11 protein-coding genes and 1 tRNA gene are annotated in these 15,136 nt (G+C 73.5%); 5 read left to right on the top strand and 7 right to left on the bottom strand.

Annotated features, from left to right (window positions below; genetic code table 11):
• Positions 1-30: 30 nt before the first annotated feature.
• The 3 genes from ACFV4G_RS00725 to ACFV4G_RS00715 all read right to left on the bottom strand — a co-directional run bounded on the left by ACFV4G_RS00725 (position 31) and on the right by ACFV4G_RS00715 (position 2,476).
• Complete coding sequence (locus ACFV4G_RS00725; protein WP_380435227.1) at positions 31-1,332, bottom strand: sensor histidine kinase; 1,302 nt, start codon at positions 1,330-1,332, stop codon at positions 31-33.
• A gap of 50 nt (positions 1,333-1,382) precedes the next feature.
• A complete protein-coding gene (locus ACFV4G_RS00720) occupies positions 1,383-2,048 on the bottom strand; it encodes a response regulator transcription factor (RefSeq protein WP_380435226.1) in 666 nt (221 codons plus the stop codon).
• A gap of 134 nt (positions 2,049-2,182) precedes the next feature.
• A complete protein-coding gene (locus ACFV4G_RS00715) occupies positions 2,183-2,476 on the bottom strand; it encodes a hypothetical protein (RefSeq protein WP_380435225.1) in 294 nt (97 codons plus the stop codon).
• Positions 2,477-2,769: 293 nt separating this feature from the next.
• Between ACFV4G_RS00715 and ACFV4G_RS00710 the strand changes: the two genes are divergently transcribed.
• A complete protein-coding gene (locus ACFV4G_RS00710) occupies positions 2,770-5,493 on the top strand; it encodes a glycosyl hydrolase (RefSeq protein WP_380435300.1) in 2,724 nt (907 codons plus the stop codon).
• A gap of 56 nt (positions 5,494-5,549) precedes the next feature.
• Here ACFV4G_RS00710 and pgi read toward each other — a convergent pair whose 3' ends face one another.
• Together pgi and ACFV4G_RS00700 are read right to left on the bottom strand one after the other, a co-directional pair.
• Complete coding sequence (gene pgi / locus ACFV4G_RS00705) at positions 5,550-7,211, bottom strand: glucose-6-phosphate isomerase (protein ID WP_380435224.1); 1,662 nt, start codon at positions 7,209-7,211, stop codon at positions 5,550-5,552.
• 234 nt (positions 7,212-7,445) lie between these two features.
• Positions 7,446-9,029, bottom strand: a complete 1,584-nt coding sequence (locus ACFV4G_RS00700; RefSeq protein WP_380435223.1) for a Na+/H+ antiporter — start codon at positions 9,027-9,029, stop codon at positions 7,446-7,448.
• A 245-nt stretch (positions 9,030-9,274) separates the two neighbouring features.
• Here ACFV4G_RS00700 and ACFV4G_RS00695 point away from each other — a divergent pair, with 245 nt between their 5' ends.
• The 4 genes from ACFV4G_RS00695 (at position 9,275) to ACFV4G_RS00680 (ending at position 12,087) form a co-directional block, all read left to right on the top strand.
• Positions 9,275-10,183: an NADP-dependent oxidoreductase gene (locus ACFV4G_RS00695; RefSeq protein WP_380435222.1), complete on the top strand. Its 909-nt coding sequence runs from the start codon at positions 9,275-9,277 to the stop codon at positions 10,181-10,183.
• Between the two features lie 74 nt (positions 10,184-10,257).
• Positions 10,258-10,331: transfer RNA gene (locus ACFV4G_RS00690), tRNA-Lys, on the top strand.
• A 149-nt stretch (positions 10,332-10,480) separates the two neighbouring features.
• Entirely contained in the window at positions 10,481-11,452 is a 972-nt protein-coding gene (locus ACFV4G_RS00685; RefSeq protein WP_380435221.1) for a GlxA family transcriptional regulator, read from the top strand.
• Positions 11,452-12,087: a DJ-1/PfpI family protein gene (locus ACFV4G_RS00680; RefSeq protein WP_380435220.1), complete on the top strand. Its 636-nt coding sequence runs from the start codon at positions 11,452-11,454 to the stop codon at positions 12,085-12,087. The genes ACFV4G_RS00685 and ACFV4G_RS00680 overlap by 1 nt, the downstream gene beginning before the upstream one ends.
• 13 nt (positions 12,088-12,100) lie before the next feature.
• Here the strand turns inward: ACFV4G_RS00680 and ACFV4G_RS00675 are convergent, their stop codons facing one another.
• Positions 12,101-13,300 (bottom strand): MFS transporter, encoded by a 1,200-nt coding sequence (locus ACFV4G_RS00675; protein WP_380435219.1) that lies wholly within the window; start codon positions 13,298-13,300, stop codon positions 12,101-12,103.
• Positions 13,301-13,378: 78 nt separating this feature from the next.
• Entirely contained in the window at positions 13,379-15,055 is a 1,677-nt protein-coding gene (locus tag ACFV4G_RS00670) for a chitinase (protein ID WP_380435218.1), read from the bottom strand.
• Positions 15,056-15,136 lie beyond the last annotated feature (81 nt).

Genomic DNA, 15,136 nt, shown 5'->3' with positions numbered 1-15,136 from the left:
TGCGGCGCGGTGCCCCCGGCTCGCGGGCCCTCACCCGGATGAGCGCGTGGGCTTGTGCACGGGCACGCGCAGCAGGAAGCGCGTGCCGCCGCGGGTGCTCGGGTCGACGGTGAGGGAGCCGCCGTGGGCGTGGGCCACCCAGGCGGCGATGGACAGGCCGAGGCCGCTCGAACCGCCGCCGCTGTGGAAGCGCTCGAACAGGGAGGCCGCCCGCTCGGGCGGGATGCCCGGGCCCGCGTCGTCGACGGCGACGGTGCCGTCCGCGGTGACGGTGACCTCGACGTCGGCCGGCTGGCCCGGCCGGTGCCCGTGGGCGAGCGCGTTGCCGAGCAGGTTCGCGACGGCACGGCGCAGCAGCCCGGCGTCGGCGAGGACGATCACGGGCTCCGTGCGGACGGCGACGCGGTGTCCGTCGGCCGGGGTGTCGGCGACGACGGCGTCGACGAGCTGGTCGAGCCGCAGCGGTTCCCGGTCGAGCGGGACGGCGCCGGCCATCAGCCGGGCGCGGGTCAGCAGGTCGTCGACGAGCTCGCTCATCCGGGTGGACTGGCGCAGCGTGCGGCGCAGGATCTCGGTGGTGTCGGCCTCGCCGCGCAGGCCGGTCTCGGCGAGGACGCGGACGGAGGCGACGGGGGTGCGCAGGTCGTGTGCGGCGTCGGCGAGGAACGCCTCCTGCTGGTCGAGCGCGTCCAGGGCGGGGCGCACGGCCCGGCCGGCGAGCCAGTGGCCGGCGAGGGCGGAGAGGGCGACGAGGACGGCGCAGGCGGCGGCGAGGAGCAGGGCGAGGCGGTCGTGGTCGGCCAGGTTGCCGGAGATGTCGACGGCGGCGACGGCCACGGTGTCCGTGGTGTCCTGGTTCGGGCCGGTGAACGGCTGGGCGGAGAGCCGGAGTTGGTGGCCGTTCGGCGCGGTGGTGGTGAGCCGGACGACGTCGCCCTCGCGCGCGGCGTCGTCGGCGGCCGCCTGGTAGGCGTCCGCGGGGACGGTCAGGCAGGCGCGGTGCGGGCGGGCGGCGACGGTCATCTGCTCGGCGGTGCCGGTGAAGAGCGTCACCGGCGGGCAGTCGTAGCCGCCCTCCTTGGGGTCCGGGTACTCCAGGGCGCCCTGCTCGTCGTAGTGCAGGTCGGCGGCGAACTCGCTGGTCCGCAGCTTCAGGTCGGAGTCGACCTGGGAGCGCCAGGCGTCGTCGTCCGCGTGCACGGCGACGACCGCCATGCCGACCAGGGCGAGGGCGCTGACCAGGGCGAAGAGCAGGGCGATGCGGCGGCGCAGGCGGCGGATCCGGCCGGCCGGGGTGGGCGGGACGTCCTTCTTCAGTGCCTTCCAGCCCATGGTCCGCCCGCGTGCGGCTTTCACACGTGCGGCTCTCACACGTGCGGCTCTCACGCGTGCGACTCCAGCCGGTAGCCGACGCCGCGCACGGTGTGGATCAGGGCCGGTTCGCCGAGCTTGCGGCGCAGCTGGGAGACGAGCACCTCGACGACGTTGGAGTTGGGTTCGGTCAGCTCGTCCCAGCAGCGCTCGATGAGCTCGGCGCGGCGCACCGCCTGGCCCGGGCGGGCGGCGAGCGTCTCCAGGACGGCGAACTCCTTGATCGTGAGGGTCAGCCGGACGCCGTCGCGGTGCACGGTACGGCGGGCGGTGTCGATCTCCAGGCCGTCGAGGCGCACCACGGGCGGGCGGGCGACGGTGGTGCGGCGGCACAGGTTGTGCACCCGGGCGACCAGTTCGGGGACGGCGAAGGGCTTGACGAGGTAGTCGTCGCCGCCGGTGGCGAAGCCCTCGACCCGGTCGGCGACGGTGTCGCGGGCGGTGAGGAACAGCACCGGGACGGTCCGGCCGTCCGCGCGCATCCGGCGCACGTAGTCGGCGGAGTCGCCGGAGGGCAGCATGCGGTCGAGGACGACGCAGTCGTAGCCGGTGACGAACAGCGCCTCGTCGGCGGCCGGGAGGTCCCCGGCCTCGTCGACCGCCAGCCCGCCGCCCCGCAGGGCCGCGGCCACGGCGAACCGCAGGTCCTCGTCGTCCTCGACCACCAATATGCGCATGCCGGCCAGGATATCCACGGCCCGGGGAGGGGCCGTCGGCGGTCCTGCGGGCACGAACGCGCCTCCGGGGAGGGTCGAGGGGCGGCGCGCCTCCGCGTCCGTGGGGGACCGGGAGGCGCGCCGTCTGCGGAGGATCATGACAGCGGGAACCTGAGGAATTCATGAGCCCGGTGGTGGCCGGTGGGCCCGGGCCGTCCCGCCGGTGTCGTCCAGCGGTCCATGCCGCCGCGGCAGAAGCGCATCGCGAGCCGGTGGTGCCCGGCGGAGGCGGCGTGCTCGCACACCACGTGGAGCGGCCGTACGTCCGCGCTCGCGATCTCCCGCGCGGCGGTTCCGGCGCCCACCACCGCCGCCAGCGCGACCGCCGACCACCCGGCCCGGCGCAGGAGCCCCCCGGCCCGCGCCGAGCCGCGTATGGATTCCGACATCGACTGCTCCGTCCGCCCACCGTCCGACTACGGAACAGAGTGTTGCGGGGGGTACCTGAGGATTCGCTGAAGCGGGGGCCGCAACCGACGGTTCGGCGTGCGGCGTGCGTCGCACGCAGCACCACGGGCGTCCGGGCGGGTCATCCGTCGCGCGTCGACTCTCTCATCTGACGTAGTTTCGGCTCTCCCTCGTGCACACTCCCTTCACACCGGCCGGTCGGACCCGCGAGGCTTCCGCTCGGACTGCCACCGGGCCGCGCGACCGCGCGGCCCGTCGCATGGGGAGGACCGACATCGTGCCCAACAGGCAACGTCGACGGCTGCTGCTTCCGGCCGTCACCCTGACCGCCCTCGGACTGACCACCACCCAGGCGCTCGCCGCCTCCGAGCCGCCCAGGCCCCGCCCGCACCAGGCGCAGCACCTGCAGGAGATCGGGCAGCAGCACGCGAGAAAGGTCCAGGAGGGCCGCGGCGCGGCCGGGCCCGCGTTCTCGGCGAAGGCCGACCGGGGCGGGGACGACGGCGGCGCGGACGAGGCCGAGAACGCGGCCGAGGGCACCGCGCAGTACACCGAGGCCCGCACGGCCCCCGGCGTCGTCGCACCGGGCGCGTACGGCGCGGCGTGGGCGCAGCTGAGGTCGATGCCGAGCGCCGGCGGCCGCTGGGAGCAGGTGACGAGCAAGCCGTACAACGCGGACGACCCGCGCTACCGCGACGTCAACTCCAACTCCAGCGGCGGCGCGGGCTTCGTCACCGGCCGGATCACCGGCATCGCGGCGGACGACGACGGGTACGTGTACGCGGGCGGTGCGAACGGCGGTGTGTTCCGCTCCCGGACCGGCGGCGGGCAGTGGCAGTCGATCTCGGAGAAGCTGCCGTCGCTGTCCACCGGCACGCTGGACCTGGACGGCACCGGGCGGCTCTGGTATGCGACCGGTGAGTCGAACACGGGCGCGGTCTCGTACGTCGGCACCGGCGTCTACGTGCTCGCCGACCCCAAGCGCGGCCAGTTCCAGCCCGGGAACCGGGTCGGCGGGGCGGAGTTGGAGTCGACGACGATCCACGCGCTGCGCTTCGCGGGCGACAAGGTGTGGGCGGCCACCAGCCGGGGTGTGTGGAGCCACTCGACGACGGACCTCTCGGGCCCGTGGACGCAGGAGTTCGTGCCCAACCCCGAGTACCTGCCCGGGGGTTCGAAGGCGGGCGACCCGAGTGCGCCGTACAAGAACATCGCCAACGACATCGCGATCGACCCCAAGGACCCGTCCAAGGTGGTCCTCGCCGTCGGCTGGCGAGGCGGCGACACGTACAACGGCTTCTACAGCAAGGCCGCGGACGGGAGTTGGCAGCGCGTCGCGTCACTGGGTGACCTGCCGACGGACGCGGCGAACGTCGGCAACGTGACCTTCGCGCGCTCGGCGGATGGCTCGCGCTACTACGCGATCGACCAGTCGCCGGACCTCACCGCGCACAACCCGGACTCCGGACTGAAGGGCATCTACGTCTCCAAGTCCGGCTCCCCGTCCGGCCCGTGGACGCTGATCGCGGACAAGGACAAGATCAAGAACTCGGGCTCCGCCCTGCAGGGCGCCGGCTACCAGCCGGGCATCCAGTCCTGGTACAACCAGTTCCTCCAGGTCGACCCGGCCAACCCCGACCACGTCTACGCCGGTCTGGAGGAGGTGCTGGAGACCAAGAACGGCGGTGCCTCCTGGATCGTCCCCGGCCCCTACTGGAACTTCCCGTTCCCCTGCTGGAGCATCGACCCGACGAAGCAGACCGGCGACTGCTCACCGACCACCCACTCCGACCAGCACGCCGTCGCCATCGGCACGTACCACGGCAAGGCGAGCGTGTACGTCGGCAACGACGGCGGCATCTACACCCGCCCGGTCAACGGCGCCGTCGACTCCGGCGGCCACGCCAAGGACTGGAAGTCCCTCGCCGACGGCACCATCGACACCCTGCAGTACTACTCGGTGGGCGTGGGCAAGGACCTCTCGGACCGCTCCGGGCGGGGCGTCAGCGTCAGCGGCGGCCTCCAGGACAACGGCGAATCGATCCTGCGCGCCCACGACAAGGTGATGGGCTCCAACTTCGGCGGCGACGGCGGCGACACGCTGGTCGACCCGGGCAACGGGTGCAACATCGCCCAGGAATACGTCTACATGGACGTATGGGTCACCCAGAACTGCGCCGTCAACGACGGCTCGGGCAACTCCGACCCCAGCAAGGCCACGTCCTACGAGGTCGCCCCGCCCGACAAGGCCACCAGCTCCGCCCGCTTCATCGCCCCGCTCGCCGCCGACCCCAAGGACGTCAACACCTGGATCGCCGGCGGCCGGCACATCTGGGTGCAGCACAAGGGCTACGCGATCCGCAGCGGCAGCGAGTGGACCAGCGCCTACGACCTGGGCGCCGGGCACTTCGCCACCGCCGTCGCGACCGTCAACGGCACTGTGTACGCGGGCTGGTGCGGCCCGTGCAACAACCAGGGCTTCACGCGCGGCATCGCGGTGGGGAACACGGACGGGACGGGCTGGCACCAGCTCGACCTGCCGGTGGACGGGACCGTGCCCAACCGGTACGTCTCGTCGTTCGCCGTCGACGAGAACGACGCCCAGCACGTGTTCGTCGCCATGAACGGCTTCTCGCGGTCCTGGACCGAGGGCCCCGGCGCCGGCATCGGGCACGTCTTCGAGTCCCGGGACGGCGGCGCCACCTGGACCGACGTCTCGGCCAACCTGCCCGACGTGCCCGCGGACTCGGTGAAGATCCTGCCCAACGGCGGACTCGCCCTGGGGACCGACCTCGCGGCGTTCTACCGGGCGCCGGGCGCCACGGACTGGAAGGTCCTCGGCCGCAACCTGCCGACGACGTCCGTGCAGCAGCTGAAGACCGGCCCGGACGGCAAGCTGTACGCGGCCACCTTCGGACGCGGCATCTGGGCCGTCGACCTGCGGCGCTTCGACCACAGGGACGTGGTCGGCGACGTGGCCGGGGACCAGGAGGACTGAGCGTTCCACTGAGGCCCGGGGGCCGCCCGCCCGCGGGGGACGGGCGCCCCGACGGCTCAGCGCCCGCGCAGCGCGCGGTAGCGGGCGACCAGCTCGGCGGTGGAGCTGTCCAGCTGCTCGGCGCCCTCGCCGGAGAGCAGCACCGGCTCGATCCGCTTGGCGAGCACCTTGCCCAGCTCGACGCCCCACTGGTCGAAGGAGTCGATGTTCCAGATCGCGCCCTGGACGAACACCTTGTGCTCGTAGAGCGCGACCAGCTGGCCGAGCACCGACGGGGTCAGCTCGCCGGCCAGGACGGTGGTGGTCGGGTGGTTGCCCTTGAACGTCTTGTGCGGGACGAGCTCGACCGGCACGCCCTCGGCCTCGACCTCCTCGGCGGTCTTGCCGAAGGCCAGCGCCTGCGTCTGGGCGAAGAAGTTGGCCAGCAGCAGGTCGTGCTGGGGGACCAGGCCCGGGAGCAGGTCGGCGACCGGCCGGGCGAAGCCGATGAAGTCGGCCGGGATCACCTTGGTGCCCTGGTGCAGCAGCTGGTAGTAGGCGTGCTGGCCGTTGGTGCCCGGGGTGCCCCAGACGACCGGGCCGGTCTGCCAGTTCACCGGGTTGCCCGCGCGGTCCACCGACTTGCCGTTGGACTCCATGTCCAGCTGCTGGAGGTAGGCGGTGAACTTGGACAGGTAGTGCGAGTAGGGCAGCACCGCGTGCGCCTGGGCGTCGAAGAACGCGCCGTACCAGACGCCGAGCAGGCCCAGCAGCAGCGGGACGTTCTCCTCCGGCGGGGCGGTGCGGAAGTGCTCGTCGACGAGGTGGAAGCCGTCCAGCATCTCGCGGAAGGCGTCCGGGCCGATGGCGAGCATCAGCGAGAGGCCGATCGCCGAGTCGTAGGAGTAGCGGCCGCCGACCCAGTCCCAGAACTCGAACATGTTGGCCGTGTCGATGCCGAAGTCGTGCACGCCCTGGGCGTTGGTGGACAGCGCGACGAAGTGCTTGGCCACCGCCCCGGTGCCGGCGTCCAGTCCGTCGAGCAGCCAGGTGCGCGCCGAGACCGCGTTGGTGATGGTCTCGATGGTGGTGAAGGTCTTCGAGGCGACGATGAACAGCGTCTCGGCGGGGTCCAGGTCGCGGACGGCCTCGTGCAGGTCGGCGCCGTCCACGTTGGAGACGAAGCGGACGTCGAGGTCGCGCTTGGCGAAGGAGCGGAGCACCTCGTAGGCCATGGCCGGGCCGAGGTCGGAGCCGCCGATGCCGATGTTGACGACGGTGCGGATCGGCTTGCCGGTGTGGCCCTTCCACTCGCCGCCGCGGACCCGGTCGGCGAAGGCGGCCATCTTGTCGAGGACGGCGTGCACGCCGGGCACGACGTTCACGCCGTCGACCTCGACGACGGCGCCGCGCGGGGCGCGCAGCGCGGTGTGCAGGACGGCGCGCTGCTCGGTGTTGTTGATCTTCTCGCCGCGGAACATCGCGTCCCGCAGCTCGGCGACGCCGGTGGCCGCGGCGAGCTCGCGCAGCAGCTCCAGGGTCTCGTCGGTGACCAGGTGCTTGGCGTAGTCGACGTGCAGGTCGCCGACCCCGAGGGTGTAGCGGCGACCGCGCTCGGGGTCGGCGGCGAACAGCTCGCGCAGGTGCGTGTCGCCGAACTCGGCGCGGTGCTTGCCGAGGGCGGCCCACTGCGGGGTGCGGTCGAGCGGCGTGCGGGCGTCGGCGCTGGTCTCCGACATCGGTGTTCCTCGATTCATCTGGGTGCAGATACCGGCAGGGCCAGGCGGTGAGGGTCTCTTCGCGAGGTCGTGCGGGTTCCGGTGGTGCGCCGACTCCGTTGACGGCCTGCCCGGGGCCAGCCTATGCAACGCCGGAGGGAGCGGCGCACATTCCGTACGGGCACGTCCGGAGTGCGGTGGACTGCGGGTGGACTGCGGTGGACTCCGGGTGGACGCTCCGGCGCGAACGGCGCGTCACTTGCGTTCGGAGCGCAGGTCGAGCCCGCGCAGCACCTGGTCGACGAGCTCCGGGTCGGCGCCGAGCTCGCTGCGGGCGACCAGCATCTCGCGCCGCGAGGCGGCGATCATCTCCTGCTCGACGTCCCGGGCGGCCCGCCACTGGGAGAGCCGCAGCTTCGCCTCGGAGGCCTCCTCCTCGGCGTACTTCTCGGGGCAGAGCCGGGCCAGCCGGTCGTGCTGACGGTCCCGCAGGCGGTCGGCGACCTCGGCGGGCAGCCGGTCCTGCTCCTCCAGTTCGCCCAGCCGGTCGAGCCCGGCCCGGGCGGCGCGCCACCAGAGCTGACGGACGGCCTGTTCGTGCCGGTCCTGGTCGAGGTCGAGCTGGAAGCGCTTGGCCAGCCAGGGCAGGCTCAGGCCCTGGACGAGCAGCGTGAACAGCACCACGCTGAAGGCGATGAAGACCAGCCGGCCGCGCTCGGGGAAGCCGGCGCCGGAGTCGACGGTGAGCGGGATGGCCAGGGCGAGGGCGACGGTGGCGACCCCGCGCATGCCGGACCACCAGAGGACCACGCTCTCCTTCCAGCTGAACGGGGTGTCCTCGTCGTCCCCCGCGCGCAGCCGCCGGGACAGCCAGCCGGCCGGGAGCAGCCAGAGCAGGCGGACCACGACGACGACCGCGATCACCATGCTCGCGTCGCCGATGAAGCCGGTCCAGCCCTGGCCGGCCTCCTTGAGCACGGTGGCGAGTTCGAGGCCGATCAGGCCGAAGGCGACGCCGGTGATGAGGATCTCGACGACCTCCCAGAAGGCGTTGCCGACCAGCCGGTAGGAGACGGCGTCCGCGTCGGCGGCCCGTTCGGCGAGGTAGAGCGCGCAGACGACGACGGCGAGCACGCCGGAGCCGTGGATCTCCTCGGCGATCGTGTAGGCGGCGAACGGGACCAGGAGGTTGAGCGCGACCTGCTGGGTCGGGTCCTCCAGGAGCTCGGCGAGCTTGGTGTTGACCCAGCCGAGCGCGACGCCGACGACGACGGCGAGCACCGCCGACAGGACGAAGCGCAGCACCGCGTGGCCGGGCGAGAAGTCGCCGCCGACCACGGCGTCGATGGCGAGCGAGTAGATGACGATCGCGGTGACGTCGTTGAACAGGCCCTCGCTCTCCAGGATGGCGACCAGGCGGCGCGGCAGGCCGACGCTGCCGGCCACGGCGACGGCCGCGACCGGGTCGGGCGGGGAGACCAGCGCGCCGACCGCGACGGCCGCGGCGAGCGGCAGGGCGGGCAGCAGCCAGTGGACGGCGCCCGCCACCGCGATCGTGGTGACCACGACGAGGGCCACGGCCAGCAGCAGGATCGACCGGATGTTGGCCTTGAAGTAGCGCACCGAGGAGCGCCGGGCGACGGCGAAGATCAGCGGCGGCAGGACCAGCGGGAGGATCAGCTCGGGTTCGACGGAGATGTCCGGGATCTGCGGCACGAGCGCCATGACGATGCCGAGCAGCGTCATCAGGACCGGCTGCGGGACGCCGGTGCGGCGCGCGAGCGGCAGGGTCACCACCGAGGCGAGCAGCACCAGGAAGAACAGGGGCAGCTGGCCCACGGGGGGGGTTTCCTCTCGACGACGGACGGCTGGGCGGCGGACGACGGACGGCTGGGCGGCGGACGCCCCGCGGCGGACGGCGGGGACGACCGGGCGACGGACGGCTGAGCGCCGCCCAGAATAAATCTGACAATGCGCCCATCCGGGAGGACACGCCGGGAAGGCAGTTGACCTCAAGCGCACTTGAGGTCAGATGATCGGAAGGAAGCACCGGCCGCACCACCGACGAGAGGCAGGACCCCCCGATGAAGGCAGTCACCGTCCCCGAGCCCGGCGGCCCGGAGGCCCTGCGGGTCGTCGAGGTGGCCACCCCCACCGCCGGGCCGGGCCAGGTGCGGGTCCGGGTGTACGCCGCCGGGGTGCAGCCGGTGGACCTCGCCATCCGGGCGGGCTTCCGGCCGCCGGGCGTCGTGGCAGACGGCCCGCTGGTGCTCGGCAACGAGTTCGCCGGCGTGGTCGACCAGCTCGGTCCCGGCAGCTACGGCTGGGAGGTCGGCGACGAGGTGATCGGCTTCCGGGTGCTCGACAGCCAGGCCGAGTTCGTCGTCGTGGACACCTCGCACCTGGTCGCCAAACCGGCCGGGATGCCCTGGGAGCAGGCCGGCTCGCTCTCCGCCTCCGGCCAGACCGCGCACATGGCCCTCGACCTGCTCAAGGTCGGCCCGGGCGACACCGTGCTGGTGCACGGCGCCTCCGGCGGCGTCGGCACGGTGGCCGTCCAGCTCGCCCGGGCCTACGGCGCGACCGTGATCGGCACCGCGAGCGAGCGCAACCACGACTACCTGCGCGAACTGGGCGCGATCCCGGTCGCGTACGGCGACGGACTGGTGGAACGGGTCCGGGCGCTCGCACCGGACGGCGTGGACGCCGCGTTCGACGCCGCCGGGCGGGGCGCGCTGGAGGACTCGGTCGAGCTGGTCGCCGACCGGGACCGGATCGGCACGGTCGTCGACTACGCGACCGCCGAGCGGCTCGGGCTGCGGCAGCTGCGCGCGGAGCGGACGGCCGCCCGGCTGGCCGAGCTGGTCGAGCTGTGGGAGGCGGGCGGCCTGCGCCTGGAGGTCGCCGAGACCTTCCCGCTGGAGCGCGCCGCCGACGCCCACCGGATGGTCGCCACCGGGCACGTCCGGGGGAAGGTCGTCCTCACCGCGTGACGCCCGTCGGCGGGGCGCCCCGGGCCGATTGTGTGTTTCCGCCGCTGACCAGGTAATGTTCTCCGCGTCAGCAGGCGCCGCTAGCTCAGTTGGTTAGAGCAGCTGACTCTTAATCAGCGGGTCCGGGGTTCGAGTCCCTGGCGGCGCACAGACAGCCGGAAGGCCCTTCGCGAGAGCGAGGGGCCTTCCGGGGTTTCGGCGTTCCCCCTGAGCCGAGGGCAGCCGGGGGCGGCTGGTGGCAGGAAAGGTGGGAAACAGGTCATTGCTGCCGTCCCGGCCCGCTGACAGGCTGACCGCATGAGAACGCGCAGCGTGGTCGTCGTCCTCTACGACGGCGTGCAGAGCCTGGACGTCACCGGCCCCCTGGAGGTGTTCGCGGGAGCGGGCGCCGCCGCCGGGCGGCCGGGTGCGTACCGGGTCACGCTCGCCGCCGCGGGCGGCGGGCCGGTGCGCAGCTGCAGCGGCCTGCGGGTGCTGCCGGACGCGGACCTGGCCGACGTCGGGCCCGTGCACACCCTGCTGGTGCCCGGCGGGGAGGGCACGGACGCGCCGGATCCGGCCCTGGTGACCCGGATCCGGGAGCTGGCCGACCGGGCCGAGCGGGTGGCGTCGGTGTGCACCGGCGCCTTCCTGCTCGCCGAGGCCGGGCTGCTCGCCGGGCGCCGGGCGACCACCCACTGGGCGTACTGCGACGCCCTGGCCCGGCGGTTCCCCGACGTCGAGGTCGACCCCGACCCGATCCACGTCCGGGACGGGCACGTCGCGACCTCGGCCGGGGTCACGGCCGGCATCGACCTCGCGCTCGCCCTGGTCGAGGAGGACCTCGGGCGCGACGCCGCGCTGCTGATCGCCCGCCACCTGGTGGTGTTCCTGCGCCGGCCGGGCAACCAGGCCCAGTTCAGCACCCAGCTGGCCGCCCAGGTGGCCGCACGGCACCCGTTGCGCGAGGTCCAGCAGTGGATCGCCGAGCACCCCGAGGAGGACCTCTCGGTCGAGGCGCTGGCCCGGCGCTCGGCGCTCTCGCCGCGGCACTTCGCCCGCGCCTTCGCCGCCGAGGTCGGGGTCACCCCGGGCCGGTACGTGGACGGCGTCCGGCTGGAGGCCGCCCGGCGCCGGCTGGAGGACACCGGGGACGGGATCGAGGAGATCGCCCGCGCCTGCGGCTACGGCACCCCGGAGGCGATGCGGCGCGCCTTCGTCCGGACCCTGGCCGCACCACCCGCCGAATACCGCCGCCGCTTCCACCCCAGCCCTCCCGGAGGAAACTGATGCGCATCGCCGTCCTGCTGTACGACGACTTCACCGCCCTGGACGCCGTGGGCCCGTACGAGGTGCTGTCCCGCATCCCCGGTGCCGAGGTGGTGTTCACCGCGGCCCGGCGGGGGCCGGTCCGCACCGACATGAAGAGCCTCGCGCTCACCGCCGACGCCGCCCTCGACGAGGTCGACACCGCCGACGTGCTGCTCGTGCCCGGCGGCCCCGGGACCGAGCCGGCCCTCGCCGACGGGGAACTGGTCGACTGGGTGCGGCGGGTGGACGCGACCACCACCTGGACCACCTCGGTCTGCTCCGGCTCCCTGCTGCTCGGCGCCGCCGGACTGCTCGCCGGACGCCGGGCCACCTCGCACTGGTGCTGCCTCGACGCGCTGACCGGCTTCGGCGCCGAGCCGACCGGCACCGAGCGGGTCGTCATCGACGGCAAGTACGCCACCGCAGCCGGGGTCTCGGCCGGCATCGACCTGGCCCTGACGCTGACCGGCCGCATCGCCGGGGACGCGACCGCCGAGGCGATCCAGCTGGTCATCGAGTACGACCCGCGGCCCCCGTACTCGGCCGGTTCCCTCGCGACCGCCCCGGCGGGTCTCGCGGACTCGTTGCTGAGCACCAACCTGCTGCTCGGCTAGGGCCCCTGTTCGGTCAGCCGCGGCGGGCCGGGAAGCCGTGGGTGCGGGCGGCGAGGACCGCCGCGAGGGCGGGGAGCACCAGGGCGAGCACCGTCCACGGCAGTGCGCCGGTGCCGAGGCGGCCGAGCACGAGGCCGCCGACCACCCCGCCGCCCGCCATCGCGGCGTTCCACAGGGTGACCAGCATCGCCTGGGCCGCGTCGGCCTGCTCCCCGCCGGCGTCGCCGACGGCGGTCTGCAGCAGGGTCGGCACCCCGCCCCAGCCGAGGCCCCAGAGGAGCGCCGCGAAGTAGACCAGCGGCGCGCTGCCGGACCCGACCGCGAGGACGCCCGCCGTCACCGCGACCAGCAGCGCGCCGCCGATCGTCAGCGCACGCAGCCTGCGGTGGATGTGCGCGCCGACGAACCAGATGCTCACCAGCGAGGCCAGGCCGAAGACCAGCAGCACCGAGTCGGTCGAGCCGCCGAGCCCGGCCCGGGCGAGGAAGGGCGCGATGTAGGTGAACAGGATGGTGTGCGCGAGCACGAAGAGCAGGGTCACGGCGAGCACCGGCACGACCCCCGGCACCGTGAGCGCCCGCCGCAGCGGTGCCCGCTCCCCCGCCGTCCTGCCGGGCTGGTCCGGCAGGACGGCGGCGGTCCAGCCGATCACGCCGAGCGCCAGCGCCGTCATCACCAGGAACGGCACCCGCCACGAGAGCGCCTGACCGGCGAAGGTGCCGGCCGGGACCCCCAGGGAGAGCGCCACCGGGATGCCGGCCATCGCGATCGCGATCGCCCGGCCCTGCAGCTCGGCGGGCACCAGCCGGCGCGCGTAGCCCGCCAGCAGCGCCCAGGCGAGACCGGCCGCCACGCCCGCGACGAAGCGGGCCGCCATCGTCAGCGGGTAGTCCGAGGAGAGCGCGGTCACCGTGTTGGCGGCGGCGAAGCCGGCCATCGCGGTGAGCAGCAGCCGCTTGCGGCTCCAGCCGGAGGTGGCCGCGGTGAGCGGGATCGCGGTGGCGGCGGTGCCGAGCGCGTAGACGGTGACGGTCTGGCCGGTCGCCGACTCGCCGACGCCGAGGGACCCGCTCATCCCGGGCAGGACACCGGCGGGCAGGGTCTCGGTCAGCGCGGTGACGAACACCGCGGTGGCGAGCGCGAGCAGGGCGGGGTACGGAAGTGCCGTACGGGATACGGGCTTCGCGGTCTGCGTGTTCTGTGCGGTCGTCATGCGGACCATGCTCGAACCTCACACCGGTGTGAGGTTCAAGCACGGGACTGCGGGACTTCGGGACTGCGAGGCCGCGGGTCAGCGGCCGTAGTAGGCGTCGAAGTTCTTCGAGAACTCCCCTCCGCCGAACCGGTCCCAGTTGATCGACCAGGTCATCAGCCCGCGCAGGTTCGGCTGGGCACCCGAACGCGGCACGTACGTCCCGCAGTCGGTGAGCTTGGTCAGGCAGTCCAGGGCCTTGTCCACCTCGCCCGGGGCGACGTAGCCGTTGCCCGCGTTGGTGGTGGCCGGCATGCCGATGGCGACCTTCGAGGCGGGCAGCGGCGGGAACACGTTGTTGGTGTTGCCCGCCACCGGGAAGCCCTTGAGCAGCAGGTCGGTCATCGCGACGTGGAAGTCGGCGCCGCCCATCGAGTGGTACTGGTTGTCCAGGCCCATGACGGAGCCGGAGTTGTAGTCCTGGACGTGCAGCAGGGTGAGGTCGTCGCGCAGCGCGTGGATGACCGGCAGGTAGGCGCCGGCACGCGGGTCCTGGCCGCCCCACGGGCCGGAACCGTAGTACTGGTAGCCGAGTTGGACGAAGAACGTCTCCGGCGCCATGGTCAGCACGAAGCCCGGCCCGTACGTGGCCTTGAGGGTCTTCAGCGCCGAGATCAGGTTGACGATGACCGGGCTGGTCGGGTTCCTGAAGTCGGTGTCGCCGGCGTCGAGGGAGAGCGAGTGGCCCTCGAAGTCGATGTCCAGGCCGTCCAGGCCCCACCTGTCGATGATCGCCGAGACCGAGCTGACGAAGGCGTCCCGGGCGGCCGTGGTGGTGAGCTGGACCTGGCCGTTCTGGCCGCCGATCGAGATCAGCACCTTCTTGCCCTGGGAGCGCTTCGCGGCGATCGCGGCCTTGAAGTCGGCGTCGGACTCGGCGGTCGGGCAGTCGGTGGTGGAGCAGCGGTTGAAGCGGATGTCGCCGGAGGTGGGCGAGGTGGGTTCGCCGAAGGCGAGGTCGATGAAGTCCCAGGAGTTCGGGACGTCGGCCATCCGGGTGTAGCCGGCGCCGTTGGCGAAGCTCGCGTGCAGGTAGCCGACCAGGGCGTGGCCGCCGGGCTGGGGGGTGCCGGTGGGCGTACCGGTCGGGGTGCCGGTGGGCGTGCCCGTCGGGGTGCCGGTCGGGGTCGCGGTGGGCGTGGGCGACGCGGTGGGCGTAGGAGTCGACGTCGGGCTCGGGCTCGGCGCTCCCGGCCCGTCGAGCGAGACGTCGTCCGCGTAGTAGGTGCCCTGGCCGTACCAGCCGTGGGTGTACACGGTGGCACTGGTCTGCGTGGCGCCCGTGGTGAAGCTGACGCTGAGCTTCTGGTAGGCGCCGCCGGTGCCCGGGGTCCAGGTGCTCGGGCCGCCGCCGTCGACGCCGAGGTACACGTACGAGCCGTTGACCCACGCGCTCAGCGTGTAGGTGGTGCCGGGGGCGACGGCGACGGTCTGCGCGCACTGGGCGGTGTCGCTCGCGCCGGCGGCCCCGGACAGGGCGTAGCTCCCGCTGTGCACCGGGCTGGCGACGACGCTGCCGGTGCCGCCGGAGCAGCTCCAGGGGCCGAGCGAGCCGGACTCGAAGCCGCCGTTGACCAGGAACTCGCCGGCCGAGGCGGCGGGGGCGAGGCCCAGGGTGAGGCCGGCCAGGGTGGCCGCGGCGACGGCGGAGGCGGTGCCGGCGGCGAGCGCGGCGCGGGACGGGCGCCGACGGGAGGTCGGGGGAGTTCTGCTCATGCGGGGGCTCCTGCGGGGGCGTGGTCGTGGGGGACGTCCGAGGGCACGCCGGAGCACGCGCCAGTGGGGGGAACGGCCCGG

Origin of the sequence: Kitasatospora sp. NPDC059747, assembly GCF_042732955.1 — a bacterium.
Classification (GTDB): domain Bacteria; phylum Actinomycetota; class Actinomycetes; order Streptomycetales; family Streptomycetaceae; genus Kitasatospora.
Note: the sequence above shows the minus strand (reverse complement) of the source record. Positions and strands in the feature narration are given on the sequence as shown.